This window comes from Streptomyces deccanensis, from assembly GCF_022385335.1.
Taxonomy (GTDB): domain Bacteria; phylum Actinomycetota; class Actinomycetes; order Streptomycetales; family Streptomycetaceae; genus Streptomyces; species Streptomyces deccanensis.
In genome coordinates, this window is the sequence record NZ_CP092431.1 from 3975682 (window position 1) to 3999314 (window position 23633).

The 23633-nt window shown below is 70.3% G+C and carries 27 protein-coding genes and 1 tRNA gene; 15 read left to right on the forward strand and 13 right to left on the reverse strand.

The window, feature by feature from the left end:
- The first annotated feature begins 332 nt into the window (after positions 1–332).
- Positions 333–629 carry a hypothetical protein gene (locus tag L3078_RS17720; RefSeq protein ID WP_239754782.1) on the forward strand — a complete coding sequence of 99 codons (297 nt, stop codon included), beginning with the start codon at positions 333–335 and terminating at the stop codon, positions 627–629.
- Positions 630–715: 86 nt separating this feature from the next.
- Here the strand turns inward: L3078_RS17720 and L3078_RS17725 are convergent, their stop codons facing one another.
- Entirely contained in the window at positions 716–1408 is a 693-nt protein-coding gene (locus L3078_RS17725) for an RDD family protein (protein ID WP_239754783.1), read from the reverse strand.
- A 135-nt stretch (positions 1409–1543) separates the two neighbouring features.
- A complete protein-coding gene (locus L3078_RS17730; RefSeq protein ID WP_239754784.1) occupies positions 1544–3223 on the reverse strand; it encodes an RDD family protein in 1680 nt (559 codons plus the stop codon).
- Between the two features lie 265 nt (positions 3224–3488).
- Between L3078_RS17730 and L3078_RS17735 the strand changes: the two genes are divergently transcribed.
- The gene (locus L3078_RS17735) at positions 3489–3902 is read left to right on the forward strand and encodes an SsgA family sporulation/cell division regulator (RefSeq protein ID WP_220648495.1); all 414 of its coding nucleotides are present in this window, start codon (positions 3489–3491) and stop codon (positions 3900–3902) included.
- Positions 3903–3927: 25 nt separating this feature from the next.
- On the opposite strand, the gene L3078_RS17740 is transcribed toward L3078_RS17735, so the two are convergent.
- Complete coding sequence (locus L3078_RS17740) at positions 3928–5334, reverse strand: FAD-binding oxidoreductase (RefSeq protein WP_239754785.1); 1407 nt, start codon at positions 5332–5334, stop codon at positions 3928–3930.
- Between the two features lie 90 nt (positions 5335–5424).
- Between L3078_RS17740 and L3078_RS44595 the strand changes: the two genes are divergently transcribed.
- Positions 5425–6846, forward strand: coding sequence for a tetratricopeptide repeat protein (locus tag L3078_RS44595; protein WP_275593152.1), 1422 nt, complete (start codon positions 5425–5427; stop codon positions 6844–6846).
- Positions 6847–7091: 245 nt separating this feature from the next.
- Here L3078_RS44595 and hppD read toward each other — a convergent pair whose 3' ends face one another.
- Positions 7092–8225 carry a 4-hydroxyphenylpyruvate dioxygenase gene (gene hppD / locus L3078_RS17750; RefSeq protein ID WP_239760362.1) on the reverse strand — a complete coding sequence of 378 codons (1134 nt, stop codon included), beginning with the start codon at positions 8223–8225 and terminating at the stop codon, positions 7092–7094.
- A gap of 188 nt (positions 8226–8413) precedes the next feature.
- Here hppD and L3078_RS17755 point away from each other — a divergent pair, with 188 nt between their 5' ends.
- On the forward strand, positions 8414–8914 hold the full coding sequence (locus tag L3078_RS17755) for an Lrp/AsnC family transcriptional regulator (RefSeq protein WP_391806783.1): 501 nt from the start codon (positions 8414–8416) through the stop codon (positions 8912–8914).
- Positions 8915–8932: 18 nt separating this feature from the next.
- On the opposite strand, the gene L3078_RS17760 is transcribed toward L3078_RS17755, so the two are convergent.
- Positions 8933–9733, reverse strand: coding sequence for a S16 family serine protease (locus L3078_RS17760; RefSeq protein WP_239754787.1), 801 nt, complete (start codon positions 9731–9733; stop codon positions 8933–8935).
- A 140-nt stretch (positions 9734–9873) separates the two neighbouring features.
- Complete coding sequence (locus tag L3078_RS17765) at positions 9874–10350, reverse strand: MarR family winged helix-turn-helix transcriptional regulator (protein WP_239754788.1); 477 nt, start codon at positions 10348–10350, stop codon at positions 9874–9876.
- Positions 10351–10454: 104 nt separating this feature from the next.
- Here L3078_RS17765 and L3078_RS17770 point away from each other — a divergent pair, with 104 nt between their 5' ends.
- Positions 10455–11294, forward strand: coding sequence for an alpha/beta fold hydrolase (locus L3078_RS17770; protein ID WP_239754790.1), 840 nt, complete (start codon positions 10455–10457; stop codon positions 11292–11294).
- Between the two features lie 73 nt (positions 11295–11367).
- On the opposite strand, the gene L3078_RS17775 is transcribed toward L3078_RS17770, so the two are convergent.
- The 5 genes from L3078_RS17775 to L3078_RS17795 form a co-directional block, all read right to left on the reverse strand.
- Positions 11368–12009 (reverse strand): IclR family transcriptional regulator, encoded by a 642-nt coding sequence (locus tag L3078_RS17775; RefSeq protein ID WP_033525002.1) that lies wholly within the window; start codon positions 12007–12009, stop codon positions 11368–11370.
- A 311-nt stretch (positions 12010–12320) separates the two neighbouring features.
- Entirely contained in the window at positions 12321–14117 is a 1797-nt protein-coding gene (locus L3078_RS17780; protein WP_033525001.1) for a DEAD/DEAH box helicase, read from the reverse strand.
- A 160-nt stretch (positions 14118–14277) separates the two neighbouring features.
- Positions 14278–14673 (reverse strand): type II toxin-antitoxin system death-on-curing family toxin, encoded by a 396-nt coding sequence (locus L3078_RS17785; protein WP_239754791.1) that lies wholly within the window; start codon positions 14671–14673, stop codon positions 14278–14280.
- The gene (locus tag L3078_RS17790; protein ID WP_239754792.1) at positions 14670–14870 is read right to left on the reverse strand and encodes a hypothetical protein; all 201 of its coding nucleotides are present in this window, start codon (positions 14868–14870) and stop codon (positions 14670–14672) included. Before L3078_RS17790 ends, L3078_RS17785 begins: the two co-directional genes overlap by 4 nt.
- 22 nt (positions 14871–14892) lie before the next feature.
- Positions 14893–16401 carry an MFS transporter gene (locus L3078_RS17795; RefSeq protein ID WP_239754793.1) on the reverse strand — a complete coding sequence of 503 codons (1509 nt, stop codon included), beginning with the start codon at positions 16399–16401 and terminating at the stop codon, positions 14893–14895.
- 242 nt (positions 16402–16643) lie between these two features.
- On the opposite strand from L3078_RS17795, the gene L3078_RS17800 reads away from it, so the two are divergent.
- Positions 16644–16715 (forward strand) — tRNA-Cys (locus L3078_RS17800).
- 128 nt (positions 16716–16843) lie between these two features.
- On the forward strand, positions 16844–17974 hold the full coding sequence (locus L3078_RS17805) for a tyrosine-type recombinase/integrase (RefSeq protein ID WP_239754794.1): 1131 nt from the start codon (positions 16844–16846) through the stop codon (positions 17972–17974).
- A gap of 99 nt (positions 17975–18073) precedes the next feature.
- On the opposite strand, the gene L3078_RS17810 is transcribed toward L3078_RS17805, so the two are convergent.
- Together L3078_RS17810 and L3078_RS17815 are read right to left on the reverse strand one after the other, a co-directional pair.
- Entirely contained in the window at positions 18074–18427 is a 354-nt protein-coding gene (locus L3078_RS17810) for a hypothetical protein (protein WP_239754795.1), read from the reverse strand.
- Between the two features lie 193 nt (positions 18428–18620).
- The gene (locus L3078_RS17815) at positions 18621–18833 is read right to left on the reverse strand and encodes a GntR family transcriptional regulator (RefSeq protein WP_338059510.1); all 213 of its coding nucleotides are present in this window, start codon (positions 18831–18833) and stop codon (positions 18621–18623) included.
- A 426-nt stretch (positions 18834–19259) separates the two neighbouring features.
- Here L3078_RS17815 and L3078_RS17820 point away from each other — a divergent pair, with 426 nt between their 5' ends.
- The 8 genes from L3078_RS17820 to L3078_RS17855 all read left to right on the forward strand — a co-directional run bounded on the left by L3078_RS17820 (position 19260) and on the right by L3078_RS17855 (position 23439).
- Complete coding sequence (locus L3078_RS17820) at positions 19260–19397, forward strand: hypothetical protein (protein WP_239754796.1); 138 nt, start codon at positions 19260–19262, stop codon at positions 19395–19397.
- The gene (locus L3078_RS17825; protein WP_239754797.1) at positions 19394–19699 is read left to right on the forward strand and encodes a hypothetical protein; all 306 of its coding nucleotides are present in this window, start codon (positions 19394–19396) and stop codon (positions 19697–19699) included. Before L3078_RS17820 ends, L3078_RS17825 begins: the two co-directional genes overlap by 4 nt.
- A 487-nt stretch (positions 19700–20186) precedes the next feature.
- On the forward strand, positions 20187–20465 hold the full coding sequence (locus tag L3078_RS17830; protein ID WP_239754798.1) for a hypothetical protein: 279 nt from the start codon (positions 20187–20189) through the stop codon (positions 20463–20465).
- A gap of 716 nt (positions 20466–21181) precedes the next feature.
- On the forward strand, positions 21182–21643 hold the full coding sequence (locus L3078_RS17835; RefSeq protein ID WP_239754799.1) for a hypothetical protein: 462 nt from the start codon (positions 21182–21184) through the stop codon (positions 21641–21643).
- A 107-nt stretch (positions 21644–21750) separates the two neighbouring features.
- Positions 21751–22356, forward strand: a complete 606-nt coding sequence (locus L3078_RS17840) for a hypothetical protein (protein ID WP_239754800.1) — start codon at positions 21751–21753, stop codon at positions 22354–22356.
- A gap of 5 nt (positions 22357–22361) precedes the next feature.
- The gene (locus L3078_RS17845; RefSeq protein WP_239754802.1) at positions 22362–22934 is read left to right on the forward strand and encodes a hypothetical protein; all 573 of its coding nucleotides are present in this window, start codon (positions 22362–22364) and stop codon (positions 22932–22934) included.
- A 68-nt stretch (positions 22935–23002) separates the two neighbouring features.
- Positions 23003–23206 (forward strand): hypothetical protein, encoded by a 204-nt coding sequence (locus L3078_RS17850; protein ID WP_239754804.1) that lies wholly within the window; start codon positions 23003–23005, stop codon positions 23204–23206.
- The gene (locus L3078_RS17855) at positions 23203–23439 is read left to right on the forward strand and encodes a hypothetical protein (protein WP_239754806.1); all 237 of its coding nucleotides are present in this window, start codon (positions 23203–23205) and stop codon (positions 23437–23439) included. Before L3078_RS17850 ends, L3078_RS17855 begins: the two co-directional genes overlap by 4 nt.
- Positions 23440–23633: the final 194 nt, after the last annotated feature.

A 23633-nucleotide genomic window follows, 5' to 3' on the forward strand; every position in this document is an offset into this window, starting at 1 on the left:
AGTTTCGACATAAAAAACAGATCTTGACTTGGACAGGTCAAGTGGATTATCGGCGTCCAGAGGAAGCGCTTGTTCGTTATCCGGTCGTTACGCGCGCGGCTCGCCCGTCCCCTGCCCACCTCTCGAACCGGCGCGCATATGCGTCCACTTGCCGGACCCCATGAACCCGTGCGCCCCCTGTGCACCCGGCACCGTGTGTCAGGTCACGCTTACCCGTCGTTCCACTCGGGCACCCTGGCGAATAGAGTCGATTGGCGGAGCGCCGGAGGTCGGCAGAAGCCAAGCCGACTGCACTGCTTCACCTTTGATTCCCACCCGAGGACACGATTGCCATGCCTCGTCCGACGACCGCACAGCTCGCCTACGGCTCCTGCACCGTGATCCTGTCCACCCTCGCCATGCTGCTGCTGTCACAGACGAGTTCCGGCGCGGGCATCGCGGTGATCGCCCTGTCCGCCCTGGCCCTGGGTCTGCTCGTCGCACTGACGGTGCCGGTGCCCAAGTCCGCGCCAGGCGCCTCCGCCCGCCCCGCCGCACGCCCCGAGGCCGCCGTCGCCCCGGCCCGCAGCCGGGTGACCGCGCGGTCCGAGGCGGTACGGGAGCCCGTGCACGAGCGGATGGGTTCCTGACCCGGCACTGGGTGACAGCTTGCTGAAACGCTTCGGCGGGCCCGTGCGTCACGGACCCGCCGTCGTCGTGTGTGCGCCCCCCGTGCTCAACCGGTGCTGACCACCACCGTCTTGGCCGCCTTGTCGTGCAGGCCCTGCTTGTAGGGCTTGTCGAAGAAGCTCCAGCCGCCCGCGATCGCCGTCCAGATGCAGGCGCAGCAGAAGGCGAAGGGGATCCACAGCACCGCCGCGCGGGCCAGCGCGGTCCGCACGGAGGGCGTGGAGCCGTCGTTGAGGTCCGCCACCCGCAGCTTCATCAGCTTCTTGCCGAGGGTCTGACCGTTCTTGACGGTGAAGTACGTGTCGTAGGCGATGTAGAGGACCGCCGCGAGCGCCTCCTGGGCGAAGGACTTGCCGAACTCGAAGTCGTCCGAGTCCACCGTGTACTGGCTGATCCGGAACGCCCAGGCCAGCAGGCCCACGACGATGCCCACCAGGATCATGTCGATGATCCGCGCGAGCACCCGCTTGCCGCTGTCGGCGAGCGGCGGCATGCCGGAGAGCGGGTCGTTGGGGTACGCCCCACCGCCGTAGGGGTCACCACCGTAGGGACCGCCGCCATAGGGACCACCGCCGTAGGGGCCGCCGCCCTGGGGAGGCGGCTGGCTGCCGTACGGCGGCTGCTGGGGCGGCGGGTCGTACGGGGAGCCGCCGCCCTGCTGCGGCGGAGGCTGCTGCTTCCTGAACGGGTCGTCGTCCGGGGACTGACCGGAGCCGAAGGGCGGCGGTTCGGTACTCATGGCCCGAGTCGACCGCGAACCCCCCGCCTCCGCATCCGGCACGGGGCCGTCCGGAGTACGGAGGGAGGCGGGGGCCGGAGTACGGCGGAGACGGGGCCGGGGGCGGCGGAGACGGGCCGGGGGGCGGCGGTGCCGCTAGTCGCCCGCCACGAACGTGTGGGCCGCCTTGTCGTGCCAGCACTGGCGCCACGGCTTGTCCCACACGCACCACAACACACCGATCACGCCGATGCCGAGCAGCCCGGAGACCGTGTGGACGAGCCAGCGCCGCAGTGAGCCCGTGAAGGACGGGGGCTCGTGGCCCTCGATGTCCCGGACCTCGATGCCGAAGAGCCGCTTGCCGAGGGTGCGGCCCCACCTGGCGGTGGGCAGCACCTCGTAGAGGGCGCTGACGAGGAACAGGACGCCCAGGATGATGCCGAAGTAGACGGAGGTCGTGCCGTCGACCAGCCAGACGGTGACCTTCTCGCCGGAGAGCTTGGCCGCGTCGATCTTCGCGTCGATGTGGTCGAGCGCCTTGGTGCCGAACGGCACGGCGGCCGCGGCCGTGACACCGCCGACGACCAGGCTGTCCACCAGCCGGGCGGCCAGCCGTCTGCCGAGCCCGGCGGGCCTCGCCTCGGCCTGCCGCCGCGCGGCCGCCTGGAAGGGGTCCTCGACGACCGGCTTCCACGGCGCGACCGGCTGCTCCCCGTCGCCCCCGGCCAGCAGATGCACCTGTTGGGCCCAGGAGGGCTGCCCGCCGCCGATGCCGACGGCCATCGGGGTGTCGGCGGACTGCGGGGCCGCGGCCTGCTGGGGCACGCCCGGCGCGAGGTGCGGGGCGGGCGCGGCCTGCGGGGACCCGGCCTGCGGGGCCGGCGGGAAGGCGCCGCCGAACGCGGGCTGCTGCGGCTGCGGTTGCTGCGGGACCGGGACGGCCGGGGCGGCGGGGGCCGCCGGGGCCGTACCGCCCGACTGCGGACCCTGCGGACCCTGAGGCACCGAGGAGTCCTGCGCGCCGGGCGGTGCCTGCGGGCCCTGCTGCGGGCCGGACGGTGCCGACGCGGACGCGGCGGACTGCGGGGCGAGGCCCAGCGCCTGCTGGGCCGCGACCTGGGCCGGAGTCAGGGGCGCGCCGAACGCGGCGGGGGCGGCGCCGTCCTGCTGCCCCGTGCGCGAGGAGGACGGGCGGAACGTCATGGTGCCGTCCGACGGTGGCGGCTCCGCGCCGTCGGCCGGCTCCGGGCGCCCGGAGCCGGTTGGGCGCCGGAAGACCACCGTGCCCGGCGTGGATCCGGCCTCGTCCTCGCTGTCCGCCGGCGGGATGGTCGCCGTGCCGTCCGTGCTCGCCGTCCGCCCGGGGTCACCGAACCCCGCCGGGCCGCCGGTGCCGTCGGCGGTGCCGCCCGTGTCCCCCGTACCACCCGTGTCGGCCGAGAGGGAGAGACGCGGGTCGGCGCCGGGGGCGGAACCCCAGGACACCCGGCGGTCCTTGGCGCCGCCGAACCCGGTCTGGCGGGAGCGGTCGGCGCCCCACGCGGAGGCGGGCTCGGGGCGGATGCCGTGCAGGGCGTTGTCGCCGGCCGGCCTGGCCGCGTCGCCGTCGCCCGCGGGGTCCTCGTCGAAGAAGTGCGGGCCCGTCTCCTCCACGGCGCCGGACGGGCCGGAGCCGGGCGGCGGGGCGAGCGGCTCACCGTCGGAGGGCGCCGGACGGCTCGTACCCGGCACCCAGGCGGCGCCGTTCCAGTACCGGACATATCCAGGAATGGACGGGTCCGGGTAATACCCTTCGCGGGGCCTGTCGTCGCCGGGGGCCGGGGTTGGGGCGCTCATGTCCGTCGTCCCGTATCTGCTCGTGGGTCGGGTGGAGGGATCCAGATCTACCAGACGTCGGCCCGGTCCATGACCGCTGCCTCCGGACCCGCCCCATTCGCGCACGGATCTGCTACGGGCGCGGCGGCCCGCCGGACCCGGCAGGAGGGTCGGTGGGCTCGTCGGAAAAAAGTTTCGCGAACCCGCGTAATGCTTCGGGGCCCCCGCCCCTCTCACTCGTACGGGCCCGCCCAGGGGGCCCCGCCACGAGAGAGGAACGATCACCATGCGGCACACCGTCGTGGAGCGCGAACTGGAGCTCAGACTCGTCCTGTCGCCCGAGCGCAGCATCCCCGTACCGGCCAAGCTGGGCTACCGCAGCGACGACCCGTACGCCGTCCACATCACCTTCCACGTCAACTCCGACCGGCCGGTGCACTGGACGTTCGCGCGGGAGCTGCTCGTCGAGGGGGTGTTCCGGCCGTGCGGGCACGGGGACGTGCGGGTGTGGCCGACGAAGGTGTCGGGCCGCAGCGTCGTCCTGATGGCGCTCAGCTCGCCGGACGGGGACGCGCTCCTCGAAGCGCCCGCCGCCGCGGTGTCGGCCTGGCTGGAGCGGACCCTGCGGATGGTCCCGCCGGGCTCGGAGTTCGACATGCTCGGCATCGACGACGGCCTGGCCGAACTCCTCGCCCAGTGAGGGGCGTGTCCCGGGAACACGGACGTCAGAACAGCTTGCCCGGGTTGAGGATGCCCAGCGGGTCGAAGACGGACTTCACCGCCCGCTGCATCTCCAGCCCCACCGGGCCCAGCTCCCGCGCCAGCCACTCCTTCTTGAGGATGCCCACCCCGTGCTCGCCGGTGATCGTGCCGCCGAGTTCCAGACCGAGGGCCATGATCTCGTCGAAGGACTCGCGGGCGCGCCGGGACTCGTCGGGGTCCGCCGCGTCGAAGCAGACGGTGGGGTGCGTGTTGCCGTCGCCGGCGTGGGCGCAGACCCCGATGGTCAGGTCGTACTTCTCGGCGATGCGGTCGACGCCGTCGAGCAGCTCGCCGAGCCGGGAGCGCGGCACGCACACGTCGTCGATCATCGTCGTGCCCTTCACCGCTTCCAGCGCGGTGAGGGACAACCGGCGCGCCTGGAGCAGCAGCTCGGACTCGGCCGCGTCGTCCGCCGGGACGACCTGGGTGGCGCCCGCCGCCTCGCACAGGGCGCCGACGGCGGCGAGGTCGGCGGCCGGGTCCGGGGTGTCGAAGGCGGCGAGCAGCAGTGCCTCGGTGGTCTCCGGCAGCCCCATGTGCGCGAGGTCGTTGACGGCCTTCACCGTCGTACGGTCCATGAGTTCGAGCAGTGACGGGACGTGCCCGCCGGCCATGATCCGGCACACCGCGTCGCAGGCGGCGGCCGCCGACGCGAACTCCGCCGCCAGCACGAGTTGCTGGGGCGGCTGCGGCTTGAGGGCGAGGGTCGCGCGGACGACGATGCCGAGCGAGCCCTCCGCGCCGACGAAGAGCCGGGTCAGGTCGTAGCCGGCGACGCCCTTCGCGGTGCGCCTGCCGGTCGACATCAGCCGGCCGTCGGCGAGCACGACGTCCAGGCCGAGGACGTACTCGGCGGTCACCCCGTACTTCACACAGCACAGGCCGCCGGAGGCCGTGCCGATGTTGCCGCCGATCGTGCACATCTCCCAGCTGGAGGGGTCCGGCGGGTAGCACAGGCCGTGTTCGTTGACCGCCCGGGAGAGGGTGGCGTTGACGACGCCGGGTTCGACGACGGCGATACGGTCGACCGGGTTGATCTCGAGGATCCGGTCCATCTTCGTCAGGGACAGCACGACGCAGCCCTCGGAGGCGTTGGCGCCGCCGGACAGGCCGGTACGGGCGCCCTGCGGGACCACCGGGACGCGCAGTTCGGTGGCGATGCGCATGACGTGCTGCACCTGTTCGACGGTCCGCGGCAGCACGACGACCGCGGGGACGCCGGCCTCGCAGAAGCTCGCCATGTCGTTGGCGTAGGAGGTGGTGACGTCCGGATCGACGAGGACCGCCTCCGGCGGCAGGCCGCTGAGCAGTCGGTCGACGAGGTTGCCGGTCGTCTCGTCGGACGGGGCTTGGATACGGCTCATGATCACAGGTTCGCACTCGCGGCCATCGGTGTGAACCCGTCGGCGCGGGCGTTCGGGTGGCGGGATGTGGTCGTCGTATTGACGCACAGTGACGGCATGTCTGTGGATGACGAGGAGCGGGCGGTGCGGCCGTGGCCCGCCGGGTGGCGGGCCGGCGGGCGGGGGCGGCGGGTGGTCTGGGCCGTCGTCGGGTGTTTCGTGCTCGGGGGTGTGCTGATGGTGGTGCCGCCGGACGGGGGTGACGGCAGCGGCGGACGGGAGGCGCGGGTGGTGGGTGCGGCGGGGGCCGAGGCGGGGGCACGGGTGACGGCGACCGTGACGGCCGGCGTGCCCGCGGCGCCGTCCGAGGTGGCCTCGGTCGTGCGGGAGCGGGAGGCCCGGGTGCGGGCCCGTCCGCGTGACCACGTCTCGTGGGCGGTGCTCGGTGTGGCGTACGTCGAACGGGCCCGCCGGACCGGCGGCGTCGGCGACTACCCCCGGGCCGAACGCGCCCTGCGCACCTCGCTGCGGCTCCGGCCGAACGGCAACGCGGACGCCCTCGAAGGTCTCACCGCCCTCGCCGTCGCCCGCCGCGACTTCCGCGCGGCGCAACGCTGGGGCGAGGAGGCCGTACGGGTGGCGCCGGGGCGCTGGACCTCGTACGCGCTGCTCATCGACGCGTACGACGGGCTCGGCCGGTACAAGGCCGCCCGCGCGACCCGGGACAGGATGCTCGCCGTCGACTCCGGTCCGGCGGCCAGGGCGCGGGCCGCGCTGGTCTCCTGGGACCAGGGGGCGCGCGAGGACGCGGCCGCGGCGCTCTCCGACGCGGCGGCCGCCGAGACCTCGGCCGCGGGGCCGTCGGCCGCGGGTGCGGCGTGGTGGGTACGGGCCGGGGAGCTGGCCTGGGAGCGGGGGGAGGCGGAGCAGTCGTTGCGGTACTGCGAGGCCGGCGGCTCCGGCGCCGCCGGGGGTGACCCGGAGGCCGGCGCGTGCCGGGGGCGTGCGCTGGCCGCGCTGGGGCGGACGGCGGAGGGGGTGCGGGCGTACCGGTCGGCGCTCGCGCGGCGGCCGTCCGCCGAAGTGGCCCTGCGGTTGGGTGAGTTGTACGAGTCGCTGGGGCGGGCGCGGGAGGCGCGGGAGCAGTACGGCGTGGTGCGGGAGCTGGTGGCACGGTCCGCCGCGGCCGGGGTGAACGAGTCGCTCGTCCTCGGGGCGCTGGAGACGGACCACGGGTCGCCGACGGTGGCGGTGCGGGTGCTGCGGGCCGAGTGGGAACGCCAGCCCGGGCTGCGGGTGGCCGACGCGCTGGGGTGGGCGTTGCATCGGGCCGGGGAGGACGAGAGGGCGCTGGGGTTCGCGCGGCGGGCGACGGATCGGGCGCGGGGTGGGGAGGTGCGGAGTGCGGTGTACGCGTATCACCGGGGGGTCATCGAACGGGCGGTGGGGTTGGAGGCGGCGGGGCGGAGGCATCTGGAGGAGGCGCGGCGGTTGAATCCTCATGTGGTGGGGGGTGGGGGTGCGGGTGCGGGGGCGTGATGCGCGGGAGGGGGTGGGGGTGCGGGGTTCGTCGGCGGGTGCGGGTGCGTGGGGCTTCTCGCGCAGTTCCCCGCGCCCCTGAAAAGCAGGGGCTGCGCCCGCTGCTTTTCAGACCGGCCGCCGCTCGCCTTTCAGGGCCGCAGGGGGCCTGCTGTCTTTTAGGGGCGCGGGGAACTGCGCGAGAAGCCCCGCCGGACCCGCGGTCGCCGACGAACCCACGCCCCCCGAGCTATGAGGCGCCCCGTCTACAGGTTGCCCCTCTTCTCCTGCTCCCTCTCGATCGCCTCGAACAGCGCCTTGAAGTTCCCCTTGCCGAACCCCATCGACCCGTGCCGCTCGATGATCTCGAAGAACACCGTCGGCCGGTCCTGCACCGGCTTGGTGAAGATCTGCAACAGGTACCCGTCCTCGTCCCGGTCCGCGAGGATCTTGAGTTCGCGGAGGGTCTCGACGGGCACGCGCGTATCGCCGACCCACTCCCCCAACGTGTCGTAGTACGAGTCCGGCGTGGCGAGGAACTCGACCCCCGCCGCCCGCATCGTCCGTACCGTCCGCACGATGTCGTTCGTGTTGAGCGCGATGTGCTGGACGCCCGCGCCGCCGTAGAACTCCAGGTATTCGTCGATCTGGGACTTCTTCCTGGCGAGGGCGGGCTCGTTGATGGGGAACTTGACCTTGAGCGTGCCGTCGGCGACGACCTTGGACATCAGCGCGCTGTACTCGGTGGCGATGTCGTCGCCCACGAACTCCTTCATGTTGGTGAAGCCCATGACGCGGCGGTAGAACTCCACCCATTCGTTCATGCGTCCGAGCTCGACGTTGCCCACGCAGTGGTCGATGGCCTGGAACGTGCGCTGCGCGGGTGGCTCGACGAGGGGCTCGGCGGCGACGTAGCCGGGGAGGTACGGGCCGTCGTAGCCGGCGCGCTCGACGAGGGTGTGCCGGGTCGTGCCGTACGTGGCGATCGCGGCCAGCACCACCGTGCCGTGCTCGTCCTTCATCTCGTACGGCTCGGCCACGGAACGCGCGCCGTGTTCGACGGCGTAGGCGTACGCGCGGCGGGCGTCCGGGACCTCGATGGCGAGGTCGACCACGCCGTCACCGTGCTCGGCGACGTGCTCGGCGAGGAAGTGGCCCCAGGTGGTGGCGGGTTTGACGACCGAGGTCAGGACGAACCGGGCCGAGCCGTTCTCCAGGACGTAGCTCGCCGTCTCGCGGCTGCCGGTCTCGGGGCCGGCGTAGGCGACGAGGCGCATGCCGAACGCCGTGGAGTAGTAGTGGGCGGCCTGCTTGGCGTTGCCCACCGCGAAGACGACCGCGTCCATTCCCTTGACCGGGAAGGGTTCCGCTTGCCGTGCGGCGCCGGGGACGTCGTACATGCCGTGCGTGCCGTGCGTGCCGTGCGTGCCGTGCGTGTCGGGGGTGCCCGCGGAGGTGGCTGCCATAACCGCAGAGTGCTCCGCCCTCACAAGGTGTGCAACAGTTGGCGTATCCGCTGGACAATCTGTTCAGCGACATGCCCCTCATGCGCCGTGGTCCGCACAGCATGACCAGTTCGGGAGGTCTCGTGGCGATCGATCATCTGGACGGGCGGTTGATCGTCCTGCTCGCGCGCGAGCCGCGGATCGGGGTGCTGGAGATGTCGCGGCGGCTGGGGGTCGCGCGGGGCACGGTGCAGGCCCGGCTCGACCGGCTGCAGTCGAACGGCGTGATCCGCGGGTTCGGCCCCGAGGTGGATCCGGCCGCGCTCGGCTACCCGGTCACCGCGTTCGCGACCCTGCAGATCCGGCAGGGGCAGGGGGCCGATGTCCGGGCGCACCTGGCGACGGTTCCGGAGGTGCTGGAGCTGCACACCACGACCGGCAGCGGGGACATGCTGTGCCGGCTGGTGGCCCGCTCGAACGCCGATCTCCAGCGGGTGATCGACCGGGTCGTCGGTTTCGACGGCATCGTCCGGGCCGCCACGGCGATCGTCATGGAGAACCCCGTTCCGCTGCGGATCATCCCGCTGGTGGAGCAGGAGGCGCTGCGCGAGCGCGCCGACGGGCCCCGGGAGCCGACGACCTGAGGCCTGAAAGGGCCGCCGTCAGCAGCTGGGTACGGACCCCTTGCCCGTCTCCAGCGCCACGAGGGAGCCGACCGCTCCCTTCAGGGTCGTCACCGGGATGAGCCGCAGCCCCTTGGGCAGTTCCGCCTTGGCGTCGGCGCACTCGGCCTTGGGGACCAGGAAGACGGTGGCGCCGTCGCGGCGGGCGGCCTGCGTCTTGAGGGCGACCCCACCGACCGCGCCCACCTTGCCCGAGGTGTCGATGGTCCCCGTACCGGCGATGACCCGGCCGCCCGTGAGGTCGCCGCCGCTGCCGTCGCCGTCGAGCTTGTCGATGATGCCGAGGGAGAAGAGCAGGCCCGCGCTGGGGCCGCCGACGTCGGCGAGCCGCAGGGTGACCTCGATGTCGCCGGAGTCCTCGCCGAGGTAGGCGAGCGCGGCCTCGGTGGCGGTGTCCTGGGACTCCTTCATCTCGGCCGCGTTGTGCTCCTGGATCTCCTCGGTGGTGTCGCCGCTGGGGTAGACCGCCTCGCGCGGCATGACGGCCTGGTCGGTACGGAACCAGCCGTCGAGCACGTCGCCGAGGCCGACACGGGCGTCCGGCCCCGTCGCCTCGATCGTCGTCATCCGCAGCTGGCCGCTGGTCCTCCGGGCCTCCGCGCCGCTGATCGTGATCACCGGCTCGCCCTTGTTCTCGCCGAGCACGTTCGCCGTCATCCCGGGCTGTGCCACGGAGAACGGCAACGGCGCGAACGCCACCGTGACGAGCAGCCCCACCACCGGCAGGGCGCCGACGGCTACGGCGATGGGACGCGAAAGGCTGGAGAGACGAGTGAGCACGGGATCAATCTAACGTGAGGGGTACTTCCGGCCAGGGGGCGGTGGCCCCCCGAGGACCGCCGAGACCGCCGACGACCGCCGGCGACGACGGCCGGCGACGACGGCCGGTAAATGGCCGGGGCCGTCTGCCGCCGCGGGTCTCAGTTGACGTCCACGTCCTCGAAGAGGGCGAGGAGCTGGGTGAGGACCCGCACGCAGGAGTCGACGTCGGCCGCCGTCAGATCGCCTCCGGCCTGCTTCAGCAGCGCGCTCTCCCGGGCGACCAGCGCGTCGATGGCCTCGCGGCCGGCTCCGGTCAGCCGGATCAGGGACGAGCGCTGGTGGGCGGGGTTGGGGATGGCCTCGACGAGGTTCCGCCCGGCCGCCTCGTTCACCATCCGCTGCACGAACTGCCTGCTCAACGCCAGCGTCCGCCCCATCTGTGGCACGGTCATGGGCCGCTCGGCCATGCGCAACAGTTCCAGGACCGCGCGCACGCCGACGGGGAACCCCTCCTTCCGTTCCTTCAGTTCCAGCGCGCGGGTCGTCCGCCGGTAGAGGGGCCCCAGGACGGCGAACACCTCGGACAGCCGCCCGGCGAGCGCGTCGGGCGGCAGCGGCTCATTGGTCTCTGTCACGGGCTCATTGTGTCGCCCACGCCCCCGACTCCACGCCGCCCCACCCCCGCCGCGAAATGACAACTGGGTTGTCATCTCTCGCGCAACATGACACCTTGGTTGTCATGACTGATGCGTCGCAGGTCCTCACGCACACCTTCCCGTCCGACGACGGCCCCCTCGCCTACCAGGACGCCGGCTCGGGCACCCCGCTCGTGCTGCTGCACGGCGGCTTCACGGACCACACCATGTGGCGCGATCTGGTGCCCGCCCTGACGGCGGCGGGCCACCGGGTCATCGCCCCGGACGCGCGAGGGCACGGCGCCTCCGCCAACGCGAGCAAACCGTTCCGCTTCACCGACGACCTCGCCGCGCTGCTGCGCCACCTGGACACGGGCCCGGCGATCCTGGTCGGCATGTCGATGGGCGGGGGCACGGCGGTCGACACGGCCCTGGAACATCCCGAACTGGTACGCGCCCTCGTCGTCATCGGCGTCGGCACCAGCGAGCCCGAGCACACGGACCCCTGGACCAAGGACAGCGTCGCCCGCTACTACGGCACGCTGATGTCGGGCGACCTCGAGGGCTGGCTGGAAGTGGTCGGTGAGGCCGTCGCCGGTCCGTACCGCGCGGTCGAGGACGTGGACCCCGACATCGTCCGGCGGGTACGGGAGATGAGCCGGGCCACCGCCCTCAAGCACACCGTCGGCGAGACGGACTGGTACGTCCCGGTCACGGACACCTGGGCCCGCGCGGCCGGCATCACCGCCCCCACCCTCGCCGTCAACGGCGCCCTGGACGCCCCCGACCTCATCGCCATGGCCGAACGCCTGGTCACCACGGTCGCTGCGAAGGGCCACGCCGTCTCCGTCGAGGGCGCCGGCCACTACGTGAACATGGAGCAGCCGGACGTCTTCACCGCACACCTGCTGAGCTGGCTGGCCTCGCTTGACCTACGCCCCTGACCGACGCGCCCCGTGTCACCGGGGGGGGTGCTACCGGGGCTGCATTGCTGGGGGCTGTATCGCCGGGGGCGGGTCACCGCAGCGCGTCGGCGACTTCCCGTGCCGCGTCCATCACCCGCGGGCCCACCCGCTCCGGCACCGCGTCGGCCAGCATCACCACACCCACACTGCCCTCGACCCCCGTCACCCCGAGCAGCGGGGCGGCGGCCCCGCTCGCCCCGGCCTCCAGCTCGCCGTGCGTGAGCGCGTACCCCGGCCAGTCCCCCGGCTGCTGCCGCCCCGACAGGATGGCCCGACCCGCGGCCCCCCGGTCCAGCGAGTGCCGGAACCCGGCCCGGTACGCCACGTGGTAGTCCGTCCACGTCGGCTCGACGACGGCGACGGCCAACGCCTCGGTGCCGTCGACGAGCGTGAGGTGGGCGGTCGCCCCTATGTCCTCGGCCAGCGAGCGCAACGCGGGCAGCGCGGCCTCCCGCACCAACGGGTGCACCTGCCGCCCGAGCCGCAGCACGCCCAGCCCAACCCGGGCACGTCCGCCCAGGTCACGACGGACGAGGGAGTGCTGCTCCAGGGTGGCGAGCAGGCGGTAGACGACGGTCCGGTTGACCCCGAGCTTGTTGGACAGTTCGGTGACGGTCAGCCCGTGGTCGGTGTCGGCGAGCAGCTTGAGGACACGCAGTCCCCGATCCAGCGTCTGAGAGGTCTCCGCGGTCACGACGCCCACTCCTTCGTGGTGAGGGCGGCGACCTCTGTCACGGCTGATGCGTCACCGGTCCCGTCGGCGACGCGCTACAGAGGCCGCCGATCGGCTGAACCCGGATGGTCCGGGCGGAGTCGCTTCACGGCTGCGCTCCGCGGCGGCGCTGCCACGGGGCGTGTGCGTAGCGGGACAGTAGACGAGGGGGTTCGCTGAGCGGAAGACTCCGTCCAGAATCCGGGCAGTGAGCGGTACGGACTACTTCGCTTTGTCATGAAATGTGCGAGCGCGCGTGCTCTCGATCGCGCCCCGGATCGCGCTCCCCGGCGTCACTTCATCCGGGTCGCCCACTCCTGCACCTTGGCGATCCGCTGTCGTAGCTGCCCCGCCGTGGCCTCCGCGCTCGGCGGACCGCCGCACACCCGGCGTACCTCGGTGTGGATGACCCCGTGCGGCTTGCCGCTCTGGTGGGAGTACGCGCCGACCATGCCGTTGAGCTGCTTGCGCAGCTCCAGCAGTTCCTTGTGGGTGACCACGGGCCGCCGGTCCGCCGGTAGTTCCACCAGGTCGGCCTCGGCGTCGGGCTTCTTGCGGCTGTGCGCGATCTGCCGTGCCTGCCGCTTCTGCAGCAGCAGCTGCACCTGGTCGGGTTCCAGCAGCCCCGGAATGCCGAGGTAGTCCTGCTCCTCCTCGCTGCCGGGGTGGGCCTGCATGCCGAACTCGGCGCCGTTGTACATGACCCGGTCGAACACGGCGTCGGATTCCAGCGCCTCGAACGGCAGCATGTCCTGCTCGCCGGTGTCCTCGTCCTGCTGCTTCTCCGCCTCCGCGAGGAGCTTGTCCTCCTCGGCGTACGGGTCCTCCTCGCCCGCCTTCTTCGGCTTGTCGAGGGCGTGGTCCCGCTCGACCTCCATCTCGTTGGCGAAGGTGAGCAGGTCGGGCACGGTCGGCAGGAACACGGACGCGGTCTCGCCGCGCCGCCGGGACCGTACGAACCGGCCCACGGCCTGGGCGAAGAACAGCGGGGTGGAGATGGTGGTGGCGTAGACCCCGACGGCGAGCCGGGGCACGTCGACGCCCTCGGACACCATCCGCACGGCGACCATCCACCGGTCGGTGTTGCGGCTGAACTCGTCGATACGGTCCGAGGCGCCGGAATCGTCGGACAGGACGACCGTCGCGCTCGTCCCCGTGATCTCCCGGATCAGCTTGGCGTAGGCGCGGGCGGAGTCCTGGTCGGTGGCGATGACGAGGGCGCCGGCGTCCGGGATGGCCTTCCTGACCTCGGTGAGCCGCTGGTCGGCGGCGCGCAGCACGCTCGGCATCCACTCACCGCGCGGATCGAGCGCCGTACGCCACGCCTGGCTGACCGCGTCCTTGGTCATGGGCTCGCCGAGGCGCGCGGCGATCTCGTCGCCCGCCTTAGTGCGCCAGCGCATGTTGCCGCTGTAGGAGAGGAAGATGACGGGCCGCACGACGTTGTCGGCGAGCGCGTTGCCGTAGCCGTAGGTGTAGTCGGCGGAGGACCGCCGGATGCCGTCCGCCCCCTCCTCGTACGTGACGAAGGGGATGGGGTTGGTGTCGGAGCGGAAGGGCGTACCGGTGAGCGCGAGCCGGCGGGTGGCCGGCTCGAACGCCTCCAGGCAGGCCTCGCCCCAGGACTTGCTGTCGCCGGCGTGATGGATCTCGTCCAGGATCACCAGGGTCTTGCGCTGCTCGCTGCGGTTGCGGTGCAGCATGGGCCGCACGCCCACACCGGCGTAGGTGACCGCGACCCCGTCGTACTCCTTGCTGAGCGGGCCCGCGCTGTACTCCGGGTCCAGCTTGATCCCTATCCGCGCCGCGGCCTCGGCCCACTGCTTCTTCAGGTGCTCGGTGGGCGCCACGACCGTCACCTGCTGCACGACGTGGTGGTGCAGCAGCCAGGACGCGAGCGTCAGCGCGAAGGTCGTCTTACCGGCGCCCGGGGTCGCGACCGCGAGGAAGTCCCGCGGCTGCTCCTGGATGTACTTCTCCATCGCCCCCTGCTGCCAGGCGCGCAGCTTGCTGGCGGTACCCCACGGGGCACGGCCCGGGAAGGCGGGCGAGAGGTGGTGGTTCGAGGAGGAGGTGGCGGTGGTAGTCACGGTCTCCGGTCTGGGGGTCGAGCGGCTCGGCGGGTAGCCCCGGGCGACTCGCGCAGCGACGCGGACACCTCGGCTACGTATGACAACCGGGCCACCCTACCGGCGCCCGGACCGTGTCGACGCGCGTACGACACCCCCTCCCCCGGCGATGGGATCCACCTCACAACCCCCGCAACCGCTCGGCGATCGCACCGACCTCGCTCTCCCCACCGGAGGCCACATCGATGACCAGGTCGTACGCCCGGTCCTGGTCCACCGCCGCGAGGTCCACCCCGTTGACCGCCAGGAAGGTGGCCGCCGCGAGCCAGGCCGTCCGCTTGTTGCCGTCCACGAGTGGGTGGTTGGTGGCGAGGGCGTGCAGCAGGGCGGCGGCCTGCTCGTAGCGGTCGGTGTAGGCCGGAGTGCCGAACATCCGGGCACGCGACCGGTGCACTGCCGACTCCAGCAGCCCCGCCTCCCGCGTCTCGGGCTTCCGCCCGCCGAAGGCGATCTCGGCGATGGCCGTCACGTCGGCGACGGTCAGATGACGGCTCGTGTCCCGCACCTGCGCGCTCATTCCCCCAGCCTCCGCAGCAACTCGGCATACCGCGCGGCGAGCCGCTCGGCCACTGCCCGCACGCTGACACCCTCCGCCCGCAAGAACATCTCGACGGCTTCCTCGGCCACCTCCTCGGGCCGCCGCCCGAGGGCATCGGCGAGGTCGGCGAGCGCACGACGGCGCTCGGGGTCGAGGTGGAGCGTGATCTCGGTCATGGAGCGAGGCTAGGGGCAGCGATCACCCGATAACCACCGGTTTACGCAACCGCGTGGTCACCCAGGCCCCCACCAACGCCACCCCCGCCATCGGCAGGAACACCGCGACGAAGGCGGCCGGGTGGGACGTGGCGGCGGCGGTCGTGGTGGCCGTGTGGCCGACCGCACCACCACCGAGCGCGGCGAACGCGGCGCCGCCCGCCGCGAGGAGCAGCGCGTTGGTGAGACCGTCGGAGATCTGGAGCGCGGCGGAGTTGGTGCCGGCCTCCTCCGGGGCGGAGAGCTGGAGCAACAGCACACTGGTGGAGGAGATCACGAGCCCCATCCCGAAGCACCCAAAAGCCCAGGCGACGGCCACGATCCACACCGGGACGGAGTCGACCAGCACCCCCGGCAGCGTGGTGATCGCCATCGCGACCAGCACCATCCCCACCGTCATCAGCCGCTCCCGGTAGGGCTCCACCCGCGCCCGCGCCTGCACCCACGACCCCAGCGCCCAGGTCCCCCCACCGGCCGCCAGCGAGAACCCGGCGAGCGTCGGCGACAGCCCTCGCTGGGTCACCAGCATCAACGGCACGAACGACTCGGCCGCCACGAACGAGCCCGCCGCCACGCCACGCAGCAGCACCACCGACGGCAGCCCCCGCACCGCCCGGTACGTCCCCTTCGGCAACAGCCCCGACACGGCCGGCACGAGGAGCCCGGCCCCCGCGGCCGCCGGCACCAGAGACCACCACGACAGATCCTGAGCCGCGTACTGCAACAGCCCGGCCCCGAGGGAGATCCCGAAGGCGAGGCGGATACGACGGCGGTCGAAGGAGGGGGCCGGGGCGGAAACGGAGGACGGGGGCGAGGGCGAGGGCGAGGGCGAGGGCGAGGGCGTCACCGGCCCGGATGCCCGTCGCCGTATCTGCGGCAGGGCCAGCGCCAGCGGCAGTACGACGAGCGCCGGAATGCCCAGGAACACCCAGCGCCAGCCCAGTTGTTCGGTCACCGCGCCCGAGGCGAGGGGGCCGACCACGGAGGGGATGACCCAACTCGCCGCGAAGGCCGCCATGATGGAGGGCCGCAGCCGCTCCGGGTACGCCCGCCCGACCACGACGTACAGCGCGACGATCACCAGCCCGCCGCCGAGCCCCTGCACGGCCCGTCCGAGGACGAAGAGCCACATCGCACCGGCCGTCCCCGACAGCACCAGCCCGGCCGCGAAGGCACCGATCCCCGCCGTCAACGGTCCCAGCGGTCCCCGCCGGTCCGCCCACTGCCCCGACAGCACCATCCCGAACAGGCTGGTCGTGAAGTACGCCGAGAACGCGAACCCGTACACGGAGATCCCGTCCAGCTCCCGCGCCGCGACCGGCATGGCCGTGCCGACCGCCATGGCCTCGAAGGCGATCAGCAGCACGACCGAGACGATCCCGATACTGAGCCCCCGGTAGGAACGGCTCAGCACGCTTTCCGCACCGTCGGCGACCGGCGTCGGGGCGGGGCTCTGCGTGACACCCGCGCCACGCGGTTCGGAATCGACCATGCGAGCCAGCGTAAGGGGCACGACGGACTTTCGCCCCTGTCCGAAGCCCCCCACCACCCAGGACCTTGGTCGTAAGCCCACAGGTACGCCCGCCTGTACGCCCACCCCGCACCCCATTCATGAACGGCGTATGGCAGTCCCGTTGCAGCACCCCCACCACCCTTGAGCCCTCACCCACCCCCCGCCTACGGTCGACCCATCGAGTTCGGAGCGAGAGCCCACCCGGCCCCCGCCCCCAACCCGGCCGTGTGCCCGAGTGGTTTAGGGACTCGCCTGCAAAGCGAGTTACGCGGGTTCGATTCCCGCCACGGCCTCTTATACGTGGTCTGATCTGCGCAAACGCGGAACAGTCAGCGCCATCCGGCTCTGTGACTCCTAGTCGTCATGGAGCCGGGTAAGTCGCTTGACGCTCTGGCTCCTCGAACCGAGGGAGCCATAGACCATGGCTGAGGCAGTACAGAGGGGTGCGCGCAAGAGCGCGCTACGCGCTCCTAGGCGAGTCGCCGAGAGCGCGACAGACACAGACACTCGGCGTACGACAGAGAGCGCCGTACGTGCGCTCACGTCACCCGAGGACGTCAGGGCAGCGCTCATCGCTGAGCTTGACTTGCACCTGTCGACCACAACGAACAAGCACGGTCGCCCTTTCCAGCGGAAGACGATCAACGCCTACGTGAACGCGGGCAAGGCACTCTCTGCCTGGATCGGCGCATCGCAGCACGTCAACGCGGTGGGTGTGGAAGTCACCTCGTTCACCGACGTGGATGTCTCGACAGCCAACGCGTTCTTCCGCTGGTGGTACCAGACCAAGGACGTGCCCAAGAGCCAGGACGGCAAAGGCGGCTACACGGGCGGGGTCAACACGACGCAGCGGAACCTCCGCGCTCTGTTCGTCTACCTCTCCGAGGAGTACGACCACCCGAACCCGTACGACGACCCGAAGTTCCACAAGTACGCGGCTCCGCAGCTCGGCAAGCCACGGACGCTGTCCGAGGAGTTCATCCAGGACACGTTGGACATCACCGCGTGGGGACCAGGGCGAAAGGACTTCGAGACCACGCGTGACCACGCACTTCTCCGTGTACTAACGGAGGGCCTGCGCGCAGAGGAGATCCTGAACATCCGCGTCCAAGACCTGGATCTCCAGGGCGCGGTTCTCGTGGTCGTCCCGCTCAAGATGGACAGGAACAGTGTGGACGGCCGGGTCATCCCGCTACAGCCGTCGACGGTCAAGGCGCTCACCCGTTACCTACGTCTCCGCACCACACACAAGAAGCACACTGAGCCGTGGCTCTGGCTCGGCCTCAACAACCGCCCACGGCTCGGGTACTCGGGTCTGTGGAACATGACCAAGCGTGTGGCAGAGCGAGCCGGGTATGAGTCGGCCGAGGTGTCGCCGCACTGCTGGTGCCACTCCTGGGCGGATGACCTGAAAGCCAGGGGCGTATCCGGCGAGCACATCATGGCTATCCGGGGATGGAAGAGCCCGGCCATGCTGCGCAGGTACGGCGCGGACATGGCCTCTCAGCGCGCGGTCAACACCATGCACAACCTGGGCGACCGCTACTCCTGACCGTCACGGAGTGTCGCTCGCTGGCTGAACACTGAGTGACGACACGGTGGGTGTGGTACGTCCTCTGTTCCACACCCATCTCTCGCGCTTACGCGGGGCTTACTGCGCCTGGATCTTGCGGCACTCCTGGTTCACGATTCGGCCGATCTCTTGTACGTCCAGCCGGTCAATCTGAGCTTGGGCGGCGTCACGGTCGACCTGTGGCAACGACTCGTCTGTAACCGTGACCATCTGCTCCATGACAGCCTGGAAGTCTGTGAGGGCGTTCGAGAGCCTGTCCCAGCGTCGATCCTCGCGAGCAGCCCGCGCTACCTGGTCGGCGATCTCGTCATAGTCGGCCGCGTCCTCGGCCCACTCGTCGGCGCTCTGCTCACCCACAGACGAACCGTCAGACTCGGTGCTCTTGCCGTCCTCAAAGCCCATGTCTGTGCACGCCTGCCGCACGTCTGCCAAGGCGGTGCCTCCTTGGGCAGAGCACGCGACCAGAGCCGCGCCCGCCACGAGACCCAGGCCAAGTCTTCGGATACGCACCAAGATCACTCCACCCCTTGCAGCGCGCCCCCAGCGCGCGTGCAGCACTACGCCGCGTTTCTGCGAGGAGGGTAGCGGCCTCTGGCACGTCCATCACCTACGTTCCACACCAGCCCTACTCGTCGCCCTTCACGAACGAGCCTTGGCCCAGCACGGTGTACAGCCGCCCTTCCGCACGGAGAGCAGCCACGGCCTTCTGTGCCGTGGACTGGCTCACGTCGAACTCGGCTGCAATGTCCACGGTGCCGGGGAATCGCTCACCCACCGGGTACTGCCCCGCGTCAAGCCTCTTCCTGAGTTCGGCCGCTACCTGGGGCCAAACAGGCACCGATCGATCAAGGTCAATAACCCCAGAGTCCGCGCTTACGCGGGAATGAGCTATCGCGGTAGTGCGGTAGTGCGCTTACGCGATAGCGCGTAAGCTCGCCGCCGTACGACCGAGCACAACCAGCCACACAAGAGAACAAGCACGCACCACACAGAAGACCCCCGCGACCGTGCGACCGGTCCGGGGGCATGGCCCGCACTGACAAGGAGTGCAGACGTGCGAACTGTACTGGCCCTCATCCTCTCGTGGCTCATGCCGTCCAACGGCAAGCGCCGCTCTACCCCACCCGCTCAGGCTGTGCCGACACAGCACACCCCCGCGCGGACAGCAGACGAACCGACTCAGACGTTGGGTGTGGTACGTCCCGCTTCTCGCTCGACCTGGCCGACTCCGCTCGCCCAGGACCAAGACCACTTCAGCGTGATCGTGGCTGACGGCTTGCCGCTCGTCCGGCCCTACGTGATCCAGAACGAACAGGAGCGAGAGCGCCAGCGGCAGAGGGACCGGCGCACCGCTCTCACCCTGGCAACCCTCGGCATCGACTTCCACGGAGCGACGGTATGAGCACCCACGTAAGGCTTCTACCGTTCTCGGGACCCGAGGGCAAGCGAGCGCACCTGATCACCGACGGCACACCCACGATGCTGTCCCTCCTGGCGGACAACATCGAGAACCAGCAGGTCGAGGCAGCCGCCGCCCTGGTCGCGCTCACGCGCGCCGTGCTAGAGGGCGATGGTCAGCCGTCGGCCGCTGAACTCCGCGTGTTCCTGGAGCGCCTGGTCGAGTGCACGACGGAAGTCCTGAACATCGCCGAGAGCCGTGGCCAGCGCATCCCGCCGTACGAGGGTGAGGAGAGCGAGGAATAGTCACCGCACCTCCCGAGACCGCGAGAGAGCCCGGCCACTCACAGGGAGTGGCCGGGCTTCTCTGGTGGGTTCGCTGCGGTCGCGAAGCCGACCCATGCAGCTCAGCGGAGTTGGTCCTTCTTCACGACCGTTTGGCACTGGGAGCACTTCAACTGGTTGGTGGTGTACGGCTGAAGCGTGTTCTTGTCACAGACCGGACACTTGTGACCCTTCGGCACGGCACTTCCTCTCGTGGGATGCGCTCGCGCCAGAAGCGAGCAACAAGGCCCTCATGGTGGTCTGATTTTTTGATTGCGTCAATACAAGGGCTCTGACCTGCGGTTTTAGAACTAATGGTCGGACGGGGCCTCAACTTGCCACCCCTGCACCAACGTTACGAACAGCCGACGATTCACCACGGAAAGCCGTCTCGGCCCTACGGAGCGGGTCGCGTAGTCCGAGAGCGTGTTCCTCGTCAGCAAGACCGCGACCCACCGAGGAGCACACGATGACCCGCCAGCACTTCGACCACAGCAACTGCGAGCACGCCAGCACGAAGGCCGGGCGTGCAGCGTGCAGGAAGACCATGCGCGCCGCCGCACTCGGCGAGACGGCCGCGAAGGCTCCGACCGCAGGGACCGCGAAGGCTCCCGCGAAGAAGGCGCCCGCCAAGCCCGCTGCTGCTCCGGCCGCGAAGAAGAGCCCGACGCGAGCGACTCCCGCGAAGAAGGCAACGCCCGCTCCCGTCACGACGGACGAGCCGAAGGCCGACGACGCCGCGAAGTAGTCCCACACCCAGCAGAGAAGCCCTCGACTCAGGAAGTCGAGGGCTTTTCGGCGTGCGCGCCGGCACTCGCTGACCAGCCAGAATGACGGAAAGCTCTCAGGCGCTCTCTGACGAGATCGGTACGAGTCTGCGTGTCTTCTGTCGCGCTCGTACTGCTGGGAGCCGAGAGACGCGATTCTGTCGCCCTAACGACGTACTCACGAGATGAGTACGAGCGCAACTCACGCAGCACGCGCGAGACTTCCCGTGTATTGGTTGCCGTGCCAGCCTCCCGGATGTCTGCCCTTCGCTGCCTTGTCGCGGTTGTTGTCGAGAGCGTCCCCTATGAACAGGTGTCGTGGGTTCTGACACGGCGGGTTGTCGCAGGTGTGGCACACGAAGATGTCCGGGTCCAGCTCGTACCCGAGGGCGCGTTCCGCTAGCCACCTGTGCGCCCGCTTCTTCCTACCGCCCACCTGGAACTCGCCATACCCCTTCTTCGTGCGGTGACCTTTCCAGGGCCAACAGGCATGGGGGCCACCTGAGATATCGACGTTATCCATCCATCGGGTATAGGCATCCACATATCGATTGCTCATGAATCCACGCTATCCGCGATATTGCGGTTTCCCCACGTCGCGCGCCATATACATTGCTTGACACAGAGTTGTCAAGAATCCTATTCTTATTGCACGTGCAACCATGCAAAATCCATTCGACCGAAAGGAGGAGAAGTCGTGGCCGAGGGAAAGCCGAGCAGGTCGAAGCCGCGCAAGCCGGATGCCCCATTGGGCGCTGGCACTCTGAATGCGGCCGAGCTGGACGCGCAGGCGGAAGAGGTCTACGCCCTCCACAAGAAGGGCAATTCCGCTATCGCCATCGGTCGCTCCATGGGCCTGACCAAGGATGTGGTGGAACGCCGCATCGCTCGGGCTCGGAAGAACTTGGGTTCAGACTCGGCGGATGACATGCGCCTGGATCGTGAGTCTTCGCTCACCGACATGGTCCGCGAGGCCCACGAGAACCTGGCCAATGCCGAGACCGTGGCGGAGCGGAATGCCTGTGTGCGCACCATCGCGGATCTGAACATGAAGCTGGCAAAGCTCCTCGGTCTGGAAGTCCCTGCCAAGATCACGCTTGAGATGGAAGACGCGGTAACGCTCTTCCACACCAAGCCTGATCCGGTTTGGGGTGACTGACTATGCCTCTCCGTTCGATGCAGGAACTCAGGCGACGCGCTCAGGCTGGTGTGGAAGTTTGCCGAACTCACGGCCCGAGCTGCAAGAAGTACCCTGATCATCCGGCCGTGCAAGAGCGGCAGAGGTGGCACTGGGAATCGAGCAGGGGTCTAGCGGAGATGGTCCGGACGGGCCACCTGTTGGGCCGGTTGAAAGAGCTGGCGGACGCCGGTTACACAGTGCCCGAGGAATTCACTCGCGGGAATGAGGACCCGCCGCAGGGTGAAAGGGTCCGTCTGTTCTTCGAGCGGTACGACTTGGGCAATCACTTCCGCTCGGACGAGCCGTATGTGGAACCTTCCTGCAATACGCGGAAACTCTCGGATGAGGAGATCCGCCAGCGCAAGGAATGGGCGGCCGAGGTCAAAGCGGCTCGGTTGAAGAAGAACGAGCCCGACCCTCTCCCGCCGTGGGAGGGATTCACCCCAGAGGGATTGGCGGAGCTGAGGAAGGCTCTCGGTCAGGGAGTCGAGGGCCGAGACGAACCCAAGTACCGGGAGCTCCGGGAACAGTTCCGCCTGGGGCGTGAGGCGGAGAAGGCCGCTCGGGTCTTGGTTCTCAAGGCCGACGAGGAATTGGCTCGGAAGATGAGCGAGGCCCTGGCGACGTGGGTGAACCTGCCGCCTCGGAATTCGCGCCACACCACACCAGCCGCTTTCGAGGAAGAGGAGTAGGAACCATGGCCGACAAGGTCACTCAGCAACTGTGGAACCGGCTGATAGCGGGAACGTCTCCCAGCCGTTTCGAGTCGCGGGAGCCGAAGGGCGACGCCACGACGCGTGAGATCCAGCGTCAGATGCGTGGCAGCACGGACTACAGCAGCGTCCACGAGGCCAACGCGAAGGGGCGGCAGGAGCACGAGCGGGACGTCCGTACCCGTGCTCGTGCGCTCGCCAACCAGGGTGTGCCGCACCCGGAGGCGACGGCCCGTCAGCAGATCGCCAGGGAGGCGCAGGAGAGCGCGCGGCGCGACCAGCAGCGCCAGACGTTCGAGGCCATGAGCCAGTCGGCCGAGAGGGACCGCCAGCGGGCCGAGTGGGAGCAGCGAGCCAACCGGCCGCTGCGTGCCGACCGCGCTCCCGAGCCGGGAACGCCCTACGTCTCGCCGGAGGGTCAGACCGCCCGCCGTGACCGCGTCTCGGAACGTCTCATGGCCCAGGCGAACGGGACGGTCTGGCACCTCTACCAGCAGGAAGCCGACGACAAGTTGGTCTCCGAGCTGCGTGCCATCGCCGACGGCGAGCACCTGTAGCCGGCCGACTGCACCACCCACGTATCACCGTCCGACCGCTCAACCGCGTAACGAAAGAGGTACCCGAGATGGCCAGCGTCACCATGCACGTGGACGACTTCATCGCTTACAGCCAGCTCCTTCTCGACGGCCAGGGCCGTCAGCAGGTGGGAGCCCAGGTCATCGCCGCCGCGTCCGCCAAGTCCGGCGGAGCCGAGCCGTACGACCCGTCCGTGACCATCAAGGGCCAGGTCACCGACCGCGCCCTCGCCGCCATCGCGGCGGCGTCGTGAAGGTCCGTGAGGCTCGGGAGAAGGTACTCGCCGTCCTCGGCGAGAGCCCGACGGGCGGGATGGAATACGGGAGCTTCTTCGAGGCGCTCCCTGGCCTCTCCCTCAACGCCGTGCCTCGGCTTCTCGGCCGGATGCTCGACCGTGGCGAGATCGAGGTCGACAGCGTGTACCGGTGCCTGATCCTGCCCGGTCAGTACGTGGACTCTCACCGTCTGTATCGCGCGCGGGCCTGACACACAGACCGGCTGGGTGTGGGAGTTGTCCTGGGGCATGGCCATGGCCCCACCCGGGTCGCTGCCCGGAGGGATATCCAGCGCTCCCACACCCAGCCTTTCAACTCCCGGTCCCTGATTGTCGTCGGCCAGCCGGGACGACTCGGTTCGATGGGTGCCGAGTCATGAGGCTGGGTGTGGCAGTTCCTTGGGTG